Below are 19,121 nucleotides of genomic sequence, written 5' to 3'. Positions count from 1 at the left end.
AAGTTAATCATCATGAATATTGCAATAGTAGGTGCCACAGGAAATGTGGGTAGAAAGATTATTGAAGTTTTACATAATAAAAAAATTTCAATTGATAATCTATATTTTGTAGCATCATCTAATAGTGCCGGAACTACACTTAAATTTGGCGATAAAGAAATTAAAGTTGAAAATTTGGAAAATTTTGATTTTTCTAAAGTGAATATTTCTTTTTTTTCAGCAGGAAAAACAATTTCTGAAAAATATGTTCCTTTAGCAGCCAAACATTCAGTTGTAATTGATAATTCAAGCTTTTTTAGAATGGATCCTGATGTACCTTTGATAGTTCCTCAGGTAAATAAAGACCATTTAAAAAATGTTAAAAAAAATATAATAGCTAATCCCAACTGTTCAACTGCGCAGCTTGTCATTGTTTTGAAATCACTGAATGATGCTTTCAAAATTAAAAGAATAGTGATTTCCACTTATCAATCAACTTCCGGAGCTGGAAAAAAACCTATGGATGAATTGATTAATCAGACAAAATCGATATTGAATAAAAAAAATTTTGAAGTTAAAAATTTCACAAAACAAATTGCATTTAATGCAATACCTCATATAGATAGTTTTTCCGACGATGGTTACACTAAAGAAGAACTTAAAATGATTAGAGAAACTAATAAAATTTTGGATACGAAAATTGATATTACTGCAACATGTGTCAGAATTCCTGTGCTCGTTTCCCATGCAGAGTCGGTAAATATTGAATTTGAAAATGATTTTACAATAAAAAAAGTAAAAGAACTATTAAACACTTCAGAAGGTTGTAAAGTGGTTGATGAGAATTCTGATGGTGGGTACATCACACCAATAGATGCAGAGGGTAAAAATGAAACATTTATTTCAAGAATTAGAAAAGATAATAGTAAAAAAAATTCTTTAAATATGTGGATTGTTTCTGATAATTTATTAAGGGGCGCAGCTTTAAATGCCGTTGAAATCGCGGAGGCATATATTAAAAGATAATTATGAAAGAAAATAATCCATTATCTCCTCATATACAGATATATAATTGGCACGTATCATCTCTTGTATCTATTTCACACCGAATAACAGGTATTGTAAATTATTTTCTGTCAATTTTTATTTGTATTTGGGCAAGTAGTTTATTTTTTGGTGAGAGCGCCTATGAAATTTTAAAACTATTTTTAAATTCAATATTTGGAAAATTTTTTATTATTGGATTTATATGGTCTTATGTATTTCAAATTTTAAGTGAAATAAGACATTGGTTTTGGGATATTGGTTTGGGTTTTGAGTTGAAAACAACAAAAGTAACTGGGCTTTTAGTTATTTTTGGTTCTTTTCTATTAACAATATTAATCTATTCTTCAAGGGGTTTACTACCAATATGATCAAAGCAACAAAAAAATGGCTTTTTTTGAAAGTATCATCATTAATAATGGTGCCTTTAATGTTTTGGTTTTTACTAAATTTTGTTTCACTTCATGATTCAAGTTATAATGAAGTCTTAGCATTTTTATCTTCTCAACCATCAAAATTATTTTTTTCTTTATTTCTTGTCTCAATTTTTTTTTATTCAGCTTTGAGCATAAGTGAAGTTTTTGAGGACTATATTCATGTAGAGAGCACTAAAAAGCTTCTAAATATTGGTGTTTTTTTGTCATCTTTGATTATTCCATTATTTACAATAATACTTATATCTAACTTATAAATTATGAAATCTTACAAAATTATTGACCACGAATACGATGTAGTTGTTTTGGGTGCAGGAGGTTCTGGTTTAAGAGCCGCGGTTGGATTAAGCGAAGCAGGATTAAAAACTGCATGCGTTTCTAAAGTTTTCCCAACAAGAAGTCACACTTCTGCAGCACAAGGCGGCATCTCTGCAGCTCTAGGTAATATGGGTGAAGATGATTGGAGATGGCATATGTACGATACAGTTAAAGGTTCAGATTGGTTAGGTGATCAAGATTGTATCGAGTATTTGTGTAAAGAAGCTCCAAGAGCAGTTTTAGAATTAGAAAAATATGGTGTTCCTTTCAGCAGGACTGAAGATGGAAAAATATATCAGCGTCCTTTCGGAGGAATGACAAAGAATTATGGTAACGAGCCTGTTCAAAGAACTTGTGCTGCTGCAGACAGAACTGGCCATGCTATTTTGCATACCTTATATGGTCAGGCTTTAAAACATAATACAGAATTTTTCATTGAATATTTTGCATTGGATCTTTTAATGAAAGATGGTCAGTGCAAAGGATTAATTGCTTGGAATTTGAATGATGGAACTATTCATAGATTTAGATCTCACATAACAATAATCGCAACAGGTGGTTACGGAAAAGTTTATTACTCAGCAACTTCAGCTCATACATGCACTGGAGATGGAAATGCTATGGTGCTTAGAGCTGGCTTACCTTTACAGGATATGGAGTTCGTCCAATTTCATCCAACAGGAATTTATGGTCATGGAACTTTAATTTCAGAAGGTGTGAGGGGCGAAGGTGGTTATTTAGTAAATTCCAAAGGCGAAAGATTTATGGAAAGATATGCTCCAAAAGCTAAAGATCTTGCCTCAAGAGATGTTGTAAGTAGATCAATTGCGGTTGAAATTAATGAAGGTAGAGGGGTTGGAAATGAAAAAGATCACGTGCACTTACATTTAAACCATTTAGATCCAAAAGTTATAGAAGAAAGACTACCAGGTATATCAGAGTCCTCAAGATTATTTGCGAATGTAGACGTAACAAAAGAACCTATACCAGTAGTTCCAACTGTCCATTATAATATGGGAGGTATCCCCACAAATTATAAAGCTGAAGTTTTAACTTTAAATGGATCAGAAAAAACTGTTCCAGGATTAATGGCAATTGGTGAAGCAGCTTGTGTGTCTGTTCATGGAGCTAACAGGCTCGGATCAAACTCTTTAATTGATCTAGTTGTTTTTGGAAGAGCTGCAGCTAAGCGCGCAGCAGAGTTGGTAAAACCAGGTACACCCCACGAGGAAATTTCACAGTCTGAGACTGATAAATGTTTAGAAAGATTTGATAGACTTAGAAATGCATCTGGCACAAATAATACTGCAGATTTAAGATTGGCAATGCAAAAAACAATGCAGTCTAAGTGTGCTGTTTTCAGAACTGAAAAAACTTTAAAAGAGGGTGTAAATGAAATTAGAAAACCTTTTGAGGGTATGGATGACCTTTCTGTCAAAGATAAGTCTCTAATTTTTAATACTGATCTTGTAGAAACATTAGAATTCGATAATTTGATTAGACAAGCGATAACTACAATGGACTCTGCTTATCACAGAAAAGAAAGTAGAGGAGCTCACGCTAGAGAAGATTTTCCAAAGCGAAATGATGAAAAATTTATGCAGCATACATTATCTTGGTGTGATGGAAAAAAAACTAAGATTGACTACAGACCTGTCCACAGATCTACACTATCAAATGATGTACAGTACTTTCCCCCACAAGAAAGAGTTTATTAATGGTTCAGATAAACTTGCCACAAAATTCTAAAGTTGAAAAAGGCAAGTATTTCAAAGACAAGACTGGCTCAAAAAATATTCGTAAAGTGAATATATATAGATGGGATCCATCTACTGGAGAAAATCCAAGGATCGACACTTATGAAGTAGATATGGATAATTGTCCTTCAAAAGTTTTAGATTTGTTGAACAAAATTAAAAATGAAATAGATCCATCAATTGCTTACAGAAGATCATGTGCACATGGAGTATGTGGATCATGCGCTATGAATATGGATGGAAAAAATGGGTTAGCTTGTACGAAGCCACACGCTGAAATTAAAGGAGATATAAATATCTATCCATTACCACATTTAAAAGTTTTAAAAGATTTAATTGGGGACCTCAGCACTTTATATAAACAATATGAGTCTGTTGAACCGTGGTTAAAAACAACCTCAAAAACTGAAAAAGAGAATATTCAATCCAAAGAAGATAGAGCTAAACTTGATGGGCTTTACGAGTGTATAATGTGTGCATGCTGCTCAACATCTTGTCCAAGTTATTGGTGGAATGGCGATAAATATTTAGGCCCTGCCGTTCTTTTACAGGCTTACAGATGGATAATTGATTCAAGAGATGAAGACAGAAAAGAGAGATTAAAAAAAGTTGCAGATGAACTTAAGCTATATAGGTGTCATACTATTATGAATTGTACTAATGCTTGCCCCAAAGGTTTAAATCCAGCAAAAGCAATAGCCTCAATTAAGAAAATGCTTGCAACTAGCTAATTACTTAATTAAATAATTTCGCCGATGAATTTAATTCAACATTATATAAATGGTAAAATCTATAAGGGATCTTCATCAAGGAAAGGGAAAGTTTTCAATCCTGCAACAGGTGCTCAAGAATCAGAAGTAATACTTGGAACAAAATCCGATTTGGATCATGCTGTAGAGAATGCAAAAACAGCTTTCGAAAAATGGTCTCAAGTTACTCCTCTTCAAAGAGCTAGGGTAATTTTTAAATACAAAGAATTAATTGAAAAAAACTATGATGAATTGACTAAACTGATTGTTTCAGAACATGGAAAAGTTTATGAGGACGCAAAAGGTTCTCTTACAAGAGGTCTTGAAATAGTTGAGTTTGCATGTGGTATTCCTCAAATGCTTAAGGGAGAATTTACTGAGAATGTTGGAACAAATATAGATAGCTGGTCTATGAGGCAGCCTCTAGGTGTTTGCGCAGGAATAACACCGTTTAATTTTCCTGCAATGGTTCCTATGTGGATGTTTCCAATGGCAATTGCCTGCGGAAATACTTTTATTTTAAAACCCTCTGAAAAAGATCCTTCATGCTCAATTCGTCTTGCTCAACTATTTTCAGAAGCTGGATTACCCGATGGGGTTTTAAATGTAGTAAATGGTGATAAAGAAGTAGTTGATTCAATATTAACAAATAAAGATATAAAAGCTGTAAGTTTTGTAGGTTCAACACCAATAGCAAAATATATTTATGAAAATGCTGCGAAAAATGAAAAAAGAGTACAAGCATTGGGCGGAGCAAAAAATCATTGTGTAGTAATGCCAGATTGCGATATGGACCAAGCGGTCAATGGTCTTATGGGAGCAGCTTACGGTTCTGCAGGAGAAAGATGTATGGCACAATCTGTTGCGGTAGCAGTAGGAGGGATTGGGGACAAACTTGTAGAAAAATTATCTAAAAAGGTTGAAGCTTTAAAGGTTGGTCCGGGTCTAGATAAAAATTCTGAAATGGGACCTTTAGTTACAAAAGAGCATTTGGAAAAAGTAAAAGGTTACGTTGATTTAGGAGTAAAAGAGGGTGCAAAATTAGTTGTAGACGGACGGAATATCAAACTTCAAGGATATGAGAATGGTTTTTTCATTGGTGGTTGTTTGTTTGATAATGTTACAAAAAATATGAGAATTTATAATGAAGAAATTTTTGGCCCTGTACTTTCTGTTGTAAGAGTTAAAGACTTTAATGATGCGATCAAACTAATAAATGATCATGAATTTGGTAATGGGACAAGCGTCTACACCAGAGATGGAGATGTTGGAAGAACTTTTGCAAATAAAATTAAAGTTGGGATGGTAGGTATAAATATACCTATTCCTGTCCCTGTTGCATTTCACAGTTTTGGAGGATGGAAAAGATCTTTGTTTGGGGACTTGCATATGCATGGACCTGAAGGTGTAAAGTTTTACACTAAACTAAAAACTATCACATCACGTTGGCCGTCAGGGATTGGTTCAGATCCTGAGTTCGTAATGCCAACAATGAAATAACATAAAGGAAAATATGAAAAAAATAAGTTTGATTGGAGCAGGACAAATTGGTGGAACTTTAGCTCACTTGATAGGGGTTAAAGAATTAGTGAATGAAGTAGTTCTTTTTGATGTAGCTAGTGGTATTGCTAAAGGAAAAGCTCTTGATATTGCGCAATCATCCTCAGTTGATGGTTTCAATGTAAAATTTTCAGGGACGGATAAATACGAAGATATTAAAAATTCTGATGTCATAATTATAACAGCTGGGGTTCCTAGAAAACCCGGCATGAGTAGAGACGATTTGCTAGGTATCAATCTTAAAATAATTAAACAAGTTGCAGAGGGAATTAAAAAAAATTCTCCAGACGCTTTTATAATTTGTATAACAAATCCTCTCGATGTTATGGTAATGGCTTTCCAAAAATATTCTCAGCTTGCAGCCAAAAAGGTCGTTGGTATGGCGGGAATATTAGATAGTTCGAGATTTAAACTTTTTTTATCAGAGGAACTAAAGGTTCCAGTAAAAGAGATAGATGCAATGGTCATGGGGGGCCATGGAGATACGATGGTGCCTATGCCAAGATTCACTAAAGTATCTGGAAAACCTTTATTAGATCTTGTCAATTCAGGTGTTATTTCAAAAGAAAAACTTGAAAGCATTAATCAAAGAACAAGAGATGGTGGAGCTGAAATTGTAAAATTTTTAGAAAAAGGCTCCGCATATTATGCACCAGCTGCTTCAGGAGTACAAATGGCTGAAGCATTCTTGGGTGATAAGAAACTGCAACTACCTTGCGCCGCGCACTTAGAGGGTCAATATGGTTTTAAAGGAATTTATGCAGGTGTTCCAGTCGTTATAGGAAAAAATGGAGTAGAAAAAATAGTTGAAATTGAACTTGATGAAAAAGAAAAAACAGAATTTGTTAATTCTGTCAATGCTGTGAATAAGCTTTGGGAGGCAGCACTAAAAATTGACCCTAGCTTGAAAAAGTAATGAATATTCACGAACACCAGGCTAAACAACTTTTAAAAAAATTTGGTGCCATAGTTCCTAACGGAGAAGCTTGTTTTACTGTACAAGAAGTTTTAGAAAAAGCAAAAAAACTCAATCTTAAAAAATATGTTCTTAAAGCACAAATCCACGCTGGTGGGAGAGGTAAGGCTGGAGGAGTTAAAATATTAGATAATTTAGTTGACCTCGAAAAAGCTGCAAAGGATTTATTAGGAAAAAAATTAGTTACTCATCAGACAGGACCTAATGGCAAGGAAGTTAAAAGACTTTATCTTGAAGAGCCGTCAAATATCAAAAAAGAATTTTATTTATCCTGTCTTATTGACAGAGCAAGTTCGAAAATAGCTTTTATCTCAAGCGATCAGGGCGGAATGGACATAGAGGAGGTTGCAAAAAAAGATCCAAGCAAAATCAGCACTATCAAAATTAATTTTTCGGATGATATCAAAGATGAGGATTGTAAAAAAATAGTTCAAAATTTTAATTTAGATGATGACGCCAACCTAAAATGTATCAACATTATAAAGTCAATTTATAAAACATTCATTTCAACTGATGCTAGCTTAATTGAAATCAATCCGCTTATACTTACAAAAGAAAATAATATTGTTTGTCTTGACGCAAAAATCAGTTTTGATGACAACGCAATTTTTAAACATCCAGAATTATTAGAATTAAGAGATTTGAATGAAGAGGATCCTACAGAAATAGAGGCAAGTAAACATGATTTAGCTTATATAAAATTAGATGGAACTATTGGATGTATGGTTAACGGAGCAGGATTGGCAATGGCAACAATGGATATAATCAAACTACATGGTCAAGAACCAGCAAATTTTTTAGATGTAGGGGGTGGCGCATCTAAAGAAAAAGTTTCAGCAGCATTTAAAATAATTTTATCTGACAAAAATGTTAAAGGAATATTGATAAATATTTTTGGCGGCATAATGAGATGTGATGTTCTCGCACAAGGTATTGTTGAGGCCGCAAAAGAAACTAAAATAGATATACCACTTGTGGTAAGACTCGCCGGAACAAATTCTGAAGAAGGCAAAAAGATATTAGATGAATCTGGATTAAAGATAATCTCTGCAAGTGATTTAGGAGATGCAGCAAAAAAAATTGTAAAACAAGTGAAATAAAATGTCAGTTCTAATTAATAGAAATACTAAACTTATATGCCAAGGGTTTACAGGCTCTCATGGAACCTTCCACTCTGAACAATCAATTAAATATGGAACAAATCTTGTTGGGGGCGTAACTCCAGGCAAGGGTGGACAAACACACTTAAATAAACCTGTTTTTAATTCTGTTAAAGAAGCAAAAGAACAGACTAATGCGAACGCAACAATGATTTATGTGCCCGCAAAATTTGCTGCTGCGGCAATAATAGAAGCAATTGAAGCTAAAATTGAATTGATAGTTTGCATAACTGAGGGAATTCCAATTATGGACATGTTAAAAGTAAAAGAAAAATTATTAAATTCAGCATCAAGATTAATTGGACCAAATTGTCCAGGAATTATTACACCAGGTGAATGTAAGATTGGTATTATGCCAGGCAATATTCATAAGAAGGGATCTGTTGGGATAGTCTCAAGATCAGGGACTTTAACCTATGAAGCTGTTGCACAAACAACTGAAAATGGATTGGGACAGTCAACGTGTATCGGGATTGGTGGTGATCCAATTAATGGAACTAATTTTATTGATTGTTTAGACTTATTTTTAAATGACCCGGAAACAGAGTCTATTTTAATGATCGGTGAAATTGGAGGAACTGCAGAAGAAGAAGCAGCAGAATTTGTTAAAAATCATAAAATCAAAAAGCCGATGGTAGGATTTATTGCTGGTATAACAGCACCCCCTGGACGAAGAATGGGACACGCGGGAGCAATAATTTCTGGTGGTAAAGGTGGAGCTTCAGATAAGATCAATACAATGACGGATGCAGGTATTATCATTGCAAAATCTCCTGCGGAAATGGGAATTACATTAAAAAATAAATTGGGTCTTTAATATTTTAATGTTAATACTATAATAATCTTAAATGAGCTCTTCGAAAAACTTAGAATTTAAGCAACAGTCTTTTCTTAATAAATCTAACAGCCAATTCATAGAAGAAATGTATGTTAGATTTATAGAAAATGACCCTGAATTACCAGATAGTTGGAAAAAATATTTTAGTGATTTGAATGAAGATTTAAACTCAGTTACGAAAGAGATAACAGGTCCTACATGGGGCCCAAAAAAAATATCGATTGATCCAAAAAGGAATAGAAAATTAGAGGAAAACCTTAGTGGTTCGGAAAAAGAAAAAGTTGATTCAATCAAAGCAATTGCATTGATTAGAGCATACAGAATAAGAGGCCATCTTATAGCAAACCTTGATCCCCTTGGATTAATGAAACGAGATTATCTTTATGAATTACATCCAAATGACCATGGATTTAAATCAGAAGATTTTGACAGAAAAATATATCTTAACTCGTATATGGATGTCGGCTATGCAACGGTAAATGAAATTATCGCAAAATTAAGAAAGGTATATTGCTCTTCAATAGGTGCAGAATATATGCACATTACGAACCCGACTGAGAAAGTTTGGTTTAGGGAAAGAATGGAAAAAGACGAAAATCAAATTAATTTTACTAAAAAAGGTAAGGACGCGATTTTGAATAAAATTATTCAGGCAGAGGGTTTTGAAAAATTTTTAGCGAAAAAATATGTTGGCACAAAGAGATTTGGTCTTGATGGCGCAGAATCTTTAATACCTGCTTTAGAGCAAATAATTAAAAGAGGGGGTCAATTAGGGGTTAAAGAAATTAAAATTGGAATGTCTCACAGGGGAAGATTAAACGTTTTAGCGAATGTCCTCCAAAAATCTTACAAAAGAATTTTTAACGAATTTGCAGGTGAATTTGCATCATCCAGCGAAGATTCTACTGGCGATGTAAAATATCATTTAGGCGCCTCTTCAGATAGAACTTTTGATGGCAATTCAGTTCATGTTAGCCTTACAGATAATCCATCTCATTTGGAGGCAGTTAACCCTGTTGTTCTAGGTCAAACAAGAGCAAAACAATATTTTCATAATGATAAAGAGAGAAAAAAAGTAATACCTTTACTCATTCATGGAGATGCTGCGTTTGCTGGTCAAGGTGTTGTTGCAGAGTGTTTTGCTATGTCAGGACTAAAAGGTCATAATACAGGTGGAACGATCCATATAATTGTTAATAACCAAATTGGATTTACAACAAGCCCAAGATTTGCAAGATCAAGTCCTTATCCATCTGATTTAGGAAAAATTGTTGAGGCACCTATTCTACATTGCAATGGTGATGATCCTGAGGCGGTTGTTCATTGTGCGAAAATTGCTATTGAGTTTAGACAAAAATTTAACAAAGACGTAGTTATCGATATGATTTGTTATAGAAGATTTGGTCATAATGAGGGAGATGAACCATCATTTACTCAACCTTTAATGTATAAGAAAATAAGGTCTCACCCATCAACTTTAAACATTTATGGAAAAAAACTTATTGAGGAAAATAGTTTATCTGAGGAAAAATTTAAAAATAAGATAAATGATTTTAAAAATCTTTTAGATGACCAATTTAAAAATGCAAATGACTATAAGCCAAAATTAAATTGGTTCGAGGGAACCTGGTCAAGATATCAGCCAAAAAAAGGTAAAGATAAAAGAGGACAAACTGGGGTTGATATACCTAAATTAAAGAAACTTTCAGAGAAAATTAACTTTCTTGGTCCAGAGCTAAATATTCATAAAACCATTCAGAAAATATTTATAAATAGAAATAAATGTGTTCAAGAAGAGAAAAATATAGATTGGGCTAATGCAGAAACACTTGCATTTGCTTCATTACTTCAGGAAGGATATCCTGTAAGATTAGTGGGTCAAGATAGTGGCCGTGGTACTTTTAGCCAAAGACATTCGGTTTTGAGAAATCAAGAAGACAATTCAAGGTATGTACCATTAGATCATGTATCTTCTAAACAGAAAAAATTTGAGGTAGTAGATAGTTTCTTATCTGAGCTTGCAGTACTTGGATTCGAATATGGTTACAGTCTAGTAGAACCAGAAACTTTAACAGTATGGGAAGCTCAATTCGGTGATTTTGCAAACGGAGCTCAAGTTGTAATTGATCAATTTATAGCATCTGGAGAAAGAAAGTGGTTTAGAGCTTCAGGCTTAGTTCTTTTACTTCCTCATGGTTATGAAGGACAAGGACCTGAACACTCATCCGCAAGACTCGAGAGATTTTTACAACTTTGTGCACAAGAAAATTTACAAGTATTAAACTGCACAACACCTGCTAATTATTTTCATGCGCTTAGAAGACAAATTCATCGAGAATTCAGAAAGCCTCTTGTAATTATGACACCTAAATCTTTATTGAGAAATAAATATTGTGTTTCTAACATTGAGGATTTCGGAAAGAACAACTCATTTCACAGAGTTTTAGAAGACCATGCTTTAAATAAAAAAAATAAATTAATTGAACTCAAAAAACCAAAAAAAATACGCAAAGTAGTTATTTGTTCTGGAAAAATATATTTTGATCTTTTAGATGCCAGAGAGAAAGCAAAAGTCGATGATGTTGTTTTAATAAGAATAGAGCAACTTTATCCATTTCCAGTAAGATCTTTAGCAAGTATTATTAAACCATATGTAGAAAATGCAAAATTTATTTGGTGCCAAGAAGAACCAAAAAATATGGGTGCTTGGTTTTCTGTAAGGGATTATATTCAATGGACTTTAGATAATTTAGAGGTTAAAAAGAAAATTGAGTTTATTGGCAGAAATCCTTCAGCTTCACCAGCTACAGGATATGCGAAAAGACATGCAAAACAACAAAAAGAAATTATAGATAAGATTTTAGAATAATGTCAGACAAAATTGTAGTCCCAGTTTTAGGCGAGAGTATTACAGAGGCGACAGTAGCCAAATGGTTAAAAAATAAAGGTGATAGTGTTGAGGCTGACGAACCTGTCGTAGAACTTGAGACTGATAAAGTAAATTTAGAAGTTCCATCTCCATCAGATGGAGTACTAAGCGAAATAAATGCACAAAATGGATCAACTGTTGAAGTGGGTGCTGTTCTTGGATCAATAATTGGTGGAAGTTCTCAAAGAGAGGTTAGTGAAGATAAACTAAAAAAGGATGAACCAATTAAAAACCAGGATAATGTTGTTAGTTTAAAAAAAGAAGCAGAATCAAAAGAAGTTGAAACAAAACTATTTGATAAAGAGGAAGAAATTTCAGAGTCCGAAGATGATACAAAAAAGGAAGAACCATTAGTTCTTACTGAAGAAGTATCATCAAAAAAAGAGAAATCAAAAAAAACAATAGATTTATCAATTTCCCCAGCTGTAAGAAAGATTGCTGCAGATAATAAAATTGATCTAAAAAAAATTCAAGGAACGGGCAAAGGTGGAAGAATTTCTAAAGGTGATTTATTAAGCTTAATGAATGTCAAGCCTGCCCCTTCTGAGCGAAAGATAAAATTTGGACAAGAAGAAAAAATAAAGATGACAAGGCTAAGGCTAACAATTGCTAAAAGACTTAAACAAGCCCAAGATAATGCTGCAATGCTTACAACTTTTAATGAAGTTGATATGAGTGGTATAATTGAGATGAGAAAAGAAAATCAAAATGATTTTCAAGATAGGTTTGGGATTAAACTAGGATTCATGTCATTTTTCGTAAAAGCTTGCATTGAAAGTCTAAAACTCTTTCCAGCAATTAATGCTGAAATCGAGGGAGAGAACATAATTTATAAGAACTACTATAACATAAGTTTTGCAGTAGGCACCGAAAAAGGTCTTGTGGTTCCAGTTTTAAAAAATGCAGATGAAATGTCTTTCGCAGATATAGAAAAGAAAATTAAAGAATTGTCTGATAAAGCAAGAGATGGAAAGATTACAATTGATGATCTTCAAGGCGGGACATTTACTATCAGCAACGGCGGTGTCTATGGGTCAATGTTATCAACACCTATTTTAAATTTACCTCAATCCGGAGTTTTAGGAATGCATAATATTGTAGAAAGGCCGCATGTGGTAAATGGTGAAATTAAAATAAGACCAATAATGTATATAGCTTTATCATACGATCATAGAATAATTGATGGGAAAGAGGCAGTATCTTTTTTAAAAAATACAAAAGATAACTTGGAAGATCCAAGAAGATTATTTTTAAATTTATAGTTTATGACAGAAAAATTTGACTCAGTAGTTATTGGTGGCGGACCTGGTGGATATGTTTGTGCTATAAGGTTAGCTCAGTTAGGTCAAAAAACTGCTTGTATAGAAGCTAGAGGTGCTCTAGGTGGAACTTGTTTAAACATTGGATGTATACCTTCAAAAAGCTTATTAAATTTATCTGAGAATTTTAAAAAGGCTAAAAATTTTTCTAAACTTGGAATCGAAACAGGAGACGTAAAACTTAATTTAGATAAGATGATGAAAAACAAGGAAAAAGCAGTTTCAATCTTGACCAAGGGTGTTGAATTTTTATTTAAAAAAAACAAGGTAACTTACTTAAAAGGTTTCGGCAGTTTTATTTCTGACAAGAAAATTTCAATAAAAGGCGAAGATGGTAAAAAAAAAGAGATTGAAGCAAAAAACATTATTATTGCGACTGGATCTGAGGCAATGCCTATGCCTAACGTAGAATTTGATGAAAAAATAATTGTCTCTTCGACAGGTGCCCTATCTTTAAAAGAAGTTCCAAAAAGTCTAGTTGTCGTTGGTGGGGGTTATATAGGTTTAGAAATGGGCTCTGTCTGGTCTAGACTAGGGGCCGAAGTAAATGTAATCGAATTTTTAGATCATATTACACCCGGAATGGATAGAGAGATTTCAGAAGAGTTTATGAAAATATTGAAGAAACAAAATATTAAGTTTCACTTAAATAGAAAAGTAACTAGCATTAAAAAAACTAACAATGGTGTACAAATTTCAACATCAGATAAGAACGGAGATAGTAAAGATTTTAATTGTGATGTAGCTCTAATTTCAATTGGAAGAAAACCGTTCACATCTAATTTGAATTTGAGTTCTGCAGGAGTAAAATCAGATGAAAAAGGAAGGATTAAAATTGACAAAAAATTTCAAACTTCAGCAAAAAATATTTACGCTATTGGAGATGTAATTGATGGCCCAATGTTAGCTCACAAAGCTGAAGAGGAAGGGATCGCAGTTGCAGAAATAATTGCAGGCCAATCTGGCCATGTAAACTACGACTTAATTCCAGGAGTAATTTACACTACTCCTGAGGTAGCAAGTATAGGCTTAACTGAGGAGCAACTAAAAGAAAAGAATAAGTCTTATAAAATTGGAAAGTTTCCCTTTATGGCTAACTCAAGAGCTAAAGCAATTGATGAGCCTGAAGGATTCGTAAAAATTTTAGCCGATAAAGATACTGATAAAGTTTTAGGAGTACACATGATAGGTCCTCATGTAGGAGAAATGATCGCAGAAATGGCAGTTGCAATGGAGTTTGGAGCAAGCTCTGAGGATATCGCAAGAACGTGCCATGCTCATCCAACATTTTCTGAGGCAATAAAAGAGGCGGCTTTATCTGTTGAAAAAAGACAAATACACTCTTAAAATTTTTTTCATTACAAAATGAAAGTACCAGTACTATTACCAAACATTTTTGATCACCCATTTACATACACTTCAAAAGAAAAACTTAAAATTGGCGATTATGTAGAAGTACCTTTTGGTAAAAAAAAAATGATAGGTATTATCTGGGATGATTTTGAGGAAGGGCCTAAAAAAAAATTTAAGATCAAAGATATTATTAAAAAATTTACAAAAGATCCTTTAGAAAATAAAACAATAAAATTTTTAAATTGGTTTTCTGATTATAATATTGTTCCAAAGGGTATGGCGTTAAAACTTCATTTAGTAAATAATTCTTTAGAAGAAGATTATAAAGCAAACACTTACGACCAGTTTAATAAAAAACACCCAACTAAAGATTATAGTCTTAATATTCAGCAAAAAAAAAGTTTATTAGAAATAGAAAAGGGGGATAAAAATTTTAGAGTTCATGTATTACAAGGGACTACTGGTTCAGGAAAAACAATAGTTTATTTTAATGCAATTAAAAAAAAACTAAATGAAGGATATCAATCTTTGATTTTACTTCCTGAAATTGGCCTCACAAAAGAATTTGAAAAAAATTTTATTTCTTTTTTCGGTTTTAAACCAGCTATTTGGCATTCATCAGTTACAAAGAAAAATAAAAAGATAATTTGGAGCGGTTTGAAATCAGGAAAGATTAAAGTGGTCATAGGCGCTAGGTCGGCTTTATTTTTACCTTTTAAAAAGTTAGGTCTTATTACAATAGATGAAGAACACGACCAATCCTACAAACAAGATGAGGGTGTAAACTATCATGCTAGAGATATGGCAATATCCAGAGCATCATTTGAAAATATACCTATCAATTTGATATCTGCTGTTCCATCTATCGAAACTTATAAAAATATTAAAGGAAAAAAGTTTCATTCATCTAGGTTAACTGAGCGATTTAGAGATGCAAAGTTGCCAGATTATGAAATTATAAAAATAAAAAAAAGTGAAAAAAAAGGAACATTTATTTCAGAGGAACTAATTGAAAAAGTAAAAGATAATTTATCTAGGAATAATCAGGTTTTATTTTTTGTAAATAGAAGAGGTTACTCGCCATTTGTATTATGTAAAAATTGTTTGAAAACTTTTGACTGTCCTTTTTGTTCAATTAATCTTGTTTATCATAAGATAAGAAATAAAGTTTTATGTCATTATTGTGGTTATTCCACAGAAATGGAACGAGACTGCTCTTCAAAGGAATCTAAATGTGATTTTAGCTTCAGTGGTCCAGGTGTTGAAAAAATACTTGAGGAAATAAAAAAGATTTTTCCTGATAAAAACACTCTAATTTTCTCAAGTGACACCATGAATAAAAAGGACTCATCTTCTAAAATCCAAGAGATAATAGATAATAAGATTAATATTTTAATTGGTACTCAACTGATTTCAAAAGGTTTTCATTTTCCTAATCTGAACTGTATTATTGTATTGGATATTGATTATTCTTCTAGAGGTTACGATTTAAGAAGTGCTGAAAAAACTGTACAGCTTTATCACCAACTATCAGGCAGAGCCGGTCGAGAAGGAAAGCCTTCGACTGTTTATTTTCAAACAATGAATTTAAACTCAGATTACATATCACAAATCGTAAATCCTGATCCTTATATTTTTTTGGATAAAGAATTAATTCTGAGGGAAAAGAATTTATTACCTCCTTTTGAGAGATTTATATCAATAATAGTTAGTGCTCAAAATAGCAAAAAATCCGACCAGGCATCATTTGAATTGTCAGAATTTTTAAAAAAAAACCTTAAAGTCAAAATTCTTGGACCAGTAAACGCTCCGATTTATAAAGTAAGAGGGAATTACAGGAATAGGATTTTATTAAGATCTGCAAAGAATATTTCGGCCCAGAAAAACTTAAAAATGGCTCTTAAAAGATTTAATATACCAAAAGGAATAAAACTTTCAGTTGATGTTGATCCAATAAATTTCAATTAACTGTTATTTTTGTGACTTTTTTTAAAGCTCTTACTTGATCGTTACTTGCCTATATGTTAATTAATCTGAAAATTTATCAGCTAATACAAAGGATCTAACTTGTCTAATCCCCATACTAAAGCAATAAACAGTTATTCTCAGTCTTTGTTTGAGCTTGCGAAAGAGAATAGTGTGTTAGATGAAATTGAGGTTCAGGCAAAGTCCTTATACAGCGTAATAAAAGACTCTCAGGATTTCTCAACTTTTATAAAAGATCCTACATTCAAACAAGATAAGCAGCTTGAGATCTTTAGTGCAATTTTTGAAAAAGTAAAATTGAACAGCTTGTTTATTAAGTTCATTAAATTTCTTATTCATAAAAGAAGAATATTTTTTTTAAAAAATATTTTAAACGATTTTATCACTTATTGTTCAATTCAAAGAGGAGAAGTTAGAGCTGAACTTGTATCTTCAAAAAAATTAGACAATTCTCAGATAGAAAAAATTAAAGAGGAAATGACAAAAGACTTTAATTCAAAAATTAACTTAAGTTATAAGGTCGATGAATCATTGCTTGCTGGAGTAAAAATAAAAATTGGAAGCATTATGATCGATAACTCTTTAAAGAATAAATTAATGAAAATGAAAAACTCAATGAAGGAAGTATAATGGATATTAACCCATCAGAAGTAACAAAAATATTAAAAGAACAAATTAAAAAATTCGGAGATAAATCTGAAGTAACGGAAATTGGCCAAGTTTTATCTGTAGGAGACGGAATAGCAAGAATTTACGGACTCGACAATGTTCAAGCCGGTGAAATGGTAGAATTTGCTGATGGTTCTAAAGGTATGGCGTTAAACTTAGAAAGCGATAACGTTGGAGTAGTTATTTTTGGTGATGATAGAGCAGTAAAAGAAGGTGATACAGTCAAAAGAACTGGAGCGATTGTTGACACACCAGTTGGGAAAGAATTACTTGGAAGAGTTGTTGATGGATTAGGAAACCCAATAGACGGTAAAGGAGCTTTAGACAAAAGTATTAAACGAAGTAGAGTCGAGGTGAAAGCACCAGGAATTATTCCAAGAAAATCTGTCAGCGAACCAATGCAAACAGGGTTAAAATCAATTGATAGTTTGGTTCCAATAGGTAGAGGTCAGAGAGAATTAATTATTGGAGATCGTCAAACAGGAAAAACTGCTGTTGCTATTGATGCGATAATTAATCAAAAAAAGATAAACGAGTCAGGTGATGAAAAACAAAAACTTTATTGTATTTATGTTGCAATAGGTCAAAAACGGTCGACTGTTAGACAGATAGAGAAAACTTTAGAAGAGGCTGGAGCTATGGAATATACAACAATTGTTGCGGCAACAGCTTCAGACGCAGCTCCATTACAATTTTTAGCTCCATACACTGGATGTGCTATGGGTGAATATTTTAGAGACAATGGAATGCACGCTTTAATTATTTATGACGATCTTTCAAAACAAGCAGTAGCCTACAGACAAATGTCACTTCTTTTAAGACGTCCTCCAGGAAGAGAGGCGTATCCAGGAGACGTTTTTTATTTACATAGTCGATTACTTGAAAGAGCAGCAAAATTAGGTGACGAACATGGCGGAGGATCATTAACTGCGTTACCAATCATTGAAACTCAAGCAGGAGACGTATCAGCTTACATACCTACTAATGTAATCTCAATTACTGATGGACAAATATTTTTAGAGACAGAACTATTCAATCAAGGAATAAGACCCGCAATTAATGTTGGCTTATCAGTTTCAAGGGTAGGATCTTCTGCTCAAACAAAAGCTATGAAAAAAGTTTCTGGATCTATGAAACTTGAACTTGCTCAATATAGAGAGATGGCAGCTTTTGCACAGTTTGGATCTGACTTAGATGCATCAACTCAAAAACTTTTAAATAGAGGAGCAAAATTAACTGAATTATTGAAACAAAAACAATATTCTCCAATGACAGTAGCTGAGCAAGTCATTTCCGTCTTTTGTGGTGTAAAAGGTCACTTAGATGATATTCAACAAAAAGATATATCAAAATTTGAGAAAGATATAATTGAGAAATGTAAATCTGAGCAACCAGATTTGATAAATTCAATAATTTCATCAGGAAAACTTGAAGAAGAAAATGAGAAAAAATTAACAAGCATTATTTTGGATTTAAAGAAAAATTTTGATAAATAATTATGGCTAGTTTAGACGATTTAAAAAAAAGAATAACAAGTGTAAAATCTACACAAAAAATTACAAAAGCAATGAAAATGGTTGCAGCTGCAAAGCTTAGAAAAGCTCAGGAAAGTGCTGAAAAAGGAAGACCTTATTCTGATAAGATGCATAATATAATCTTAAATTTGTCTAAGAATATTAATGATAAAGAAAATGCACCAAAGCTTTTAGCTGGTTCAGGTAAAGATAATGTGCATCTCTGCGTGGTAATGACCTCTGACAGAGGTTTATGTGGAGGTTTTAACTCAAATATCACCAAAAAAGCCAAGTCTTATTTCAAAAAAATATTAGATAGCGGGAAGGAGCTTAAGATAGTGACTGTTGGATCAAAAGGATTTGACCAACTGAAAAGAGCTTATAAAGAGCATATTATTGAGAATATTTCTTTCAAAGAATCTAAAAATGTAAATTACTTTGATGCTGATAAGGTAGGAAAAATGATAATTGAGAAATTTGAGAAAGGAGAATTCGATGTTTGTACAATCTTCTTTAATAAATTTAAAAATGTCATT

16 protein-coding genes are annotated in these 19,121 nt (G+C 32.7%); all 16 read left to right on the top strand.

Features of this window, described 5'->3' with window-relative positions:
- The first annotated feature begins 12 nt into the window (after positions 1 to 12).
- Positions 13 to 1,005, top strand: coding sequence for an aspartate-semialdehyde dehydrogenase (locus tag AMN84_RS04835; protein WP_075483913.1), 993 nt, complete (start codon positions 13 to 15; stop codon positions 1,003 to 1,005).
- A 2-nt stretch (positions 1,006 to 1,007) separates the two neighbouring features.
- Positions 1,008 to 1,394, top strand: a complete 387-nt coding sequence (gene sdhC, locus AMN84_RS04830) for a succinate dehydrogenase, cytochrome b556 subunit (RefSeq protein ID WP_075483911.1) — start codon at positions 1,008 to 1,010, stop codon at positions 1,392 to 1,394.
- Entirely contained in the window at positions 1,391 to 1,714 is a 324-nt protein-coding gene (gene sdhD / locus AMN84_RS04825) for a succinate dehydrogenase, hydrophobic membrane anchor protein (RefSeq protein WP_075483909.1), read from the top strand. The genes sdhC and sdhD overlap by 4 nt, the downstream gene beginning before the upstream one ends.
- Before the next feature lie 3 nt (positions 1,715 to 1,717).
- Positions 1,718 to 3,493: a succinate dehydrogenase flavoprotein subunit gene (gene sdhA, locus AMN84_RS04820; protein WP_075483907.1), complete on the top strand. Its 1,776-nt coding sequence runs from the start codon at positions 1,718 to 1,720 to the stop codon at positions 3,491 to 3,493.
- Complete coding sequence (locus tag AMN84_RS04815) at positions 3,493 to 4,263, top strand: succinate dehydrogenase iron-sulfur subunit (protein ID WP_075483905.1); 771 nt, start codon at positions 3,493 to 3,495, stop codon at positions 4,261 to 4,263. The genes sdhA and AMN84_RS04815 overlap by 1 nt, the downstream gene beginning before the upstream one ends.
- A gap of 24 nt (positions 4,264 to 4,287) precedes the next feature.
- On the top strand, positions 4,288 to 5,781 hold the full coding sequence (locus AMN84_RS04810; RefSeq protein ID WP_075483903.1) for a CoA-acylating methylmalonate-semialdehyde dehydrogenase: 1,494 nt from the start codon (positions 4,288 to 4,290) through the stop codon (positions 5,779 to 5,781).
- A 13-nt stretch (positions 5,782 to 5,794) separates the two neighbouring features.
- Positions 5,795 to 6,757, top strand: coding sequence for a malate dehydrogenase (gene mdh, locus AMN84_RS04805; protein ID WP_075483901.1), 963 nt, complete (start codon positions 5,795 to 5,797; stop codon positions 6,755 to 6,757).
- Positions 6,757 to 7,917 carry an ADP-forming succinate--CoA ligase subunit beta gene (sucC, locus tag AMN84_RS04800; RefSeq protein ID WP_075483899.1) on the top strand — a complete coding sequence of 387 codons (1,161 nt, stop codon included), beginning with the start codon at positions 6,757 to 6,759 and terminating at the stop codon, positions 7,915 to 7,917. Before mdh ends, sucC begins: the two co-directional genes overlap by 1 nt.
- 1 nt (position 7,918) lies before the next feature.
- On the top strand, positions 7,919 to 8,794 hold the full coding sequence (sucD, locus tag AMN84_RS04795; RefSeq protein WP_075483897.1) for a succinate--CoA ligase subunit alpha: 876 nt from the start codon (positions 7,919 to 7,921) through the stop codon (positions 8,792 to 8,794).
- 31 nt (positions 8,795 to 8,825) lie between these two features.
- Positions 8,826 to 11,684 carry a 2-oxoglutarate dehydrogenase E1 component gene (locus AMN84_RS04790; RefSeq protein WP_075483895.1) on the top strand — a complete coding sequence of 953 codons (2,859 nt, stop codon included), beginning with the start codon at positions 8,826 to 8,828 and terminating at the stop codon, positions 11,682 to 11,684.
- Positions 11,684 to 13,006: a 2-oxoglutarate dehydrogenase complex dihydrolipoyllysine-residue succinyltransferase gene (gene odhB, locus AMN84_RS04785; protein WP_075483893.1), complete on the top strand. Its 1,323-nt coding sequence runs from the start codon at positions 11,684 to 11,686 to the stop codon at positions 13,004 to 13,006. Before AMN84_RS04790 ends, odhB begins: the two co-directional genes overlap by 1 nt.
- Before the next feature lie 3 nt (positions 13,007 to 13,009).
- Entirely contained in the window at positions 13,010 to 14,410 is a 1,401-nt protein-coding gene (lpdA, locus tag AMN84_RS04780; protein ID WP_075483891.1) for a dihydrolipoyl dehydrogenase, read from the top strand.
- Between the two features lie 18 nt (positions 14,411 to 14,428).
- Positions 14,429 to 16,384: a replication restart helicase PriA gene (priA, locus tag AMN84_RS04775; RefSeq protein WP_075483890.1), complete on the top strand. Its 1,956-nt coding sequence runs from the start codon at positions 14,429 to 14,431 to the stop codon at positions 16,382 to 16,384.
- 99 nt (positions 16,385 to 16,483) lie between these two features.
- Positions 16,484 to 17,032 (top strand): ATP synthase F1 subunit delta, encoded by a 549-nt coding sequence (atpH, locus tag AMN84_RS04770; RefSeq protein ID WP_075483889.1) that lies wholly within the window; start codon positions 16,484 to 16,486, stop codon positions 17,030 to 17,032.
- Positions 17,032 to 18,567 carry a F0F1 ATP synthase subunit alpha gene (gene atpA, locus AMN84_RS04765; protein WP_075483888.1) on the top strand — a complete coding sequence of 512 codons (1,536 nt, stop codon included), beginning with the start codon at positions 17,032 to 17,034 and terminating at the stop codon, positions 18,565 to 18,567. The genes atpH and atpA overlap by 1 nt, the downstream gene beginning before the upstream one ends.
- Positions 18,568 to 18,569: 2 nt before the next feature.
- On the top strand, positions 18,570 to 19,121 hold a 552-nt coding region (locus AMN84_RS04760), incomplete at its 3' end, for a F0F1 ATP synthase subunit gamma (protein ID WP_179850711.1).

This window comes from Candidatus Pelagibacter communis (assembly GCF_001180105.1).
Taxonomy (GTDB): domain Bacteria; phylum Pseudomonadota; class Alphaproteobacteria; order Pelagibacterales; family Pelagibacteraceae; genus Pelagibacter; species Pelagibacter ubique_K.
This window is presented reverse-complemented; position numbering and strand designations above follow the sequence as displayed.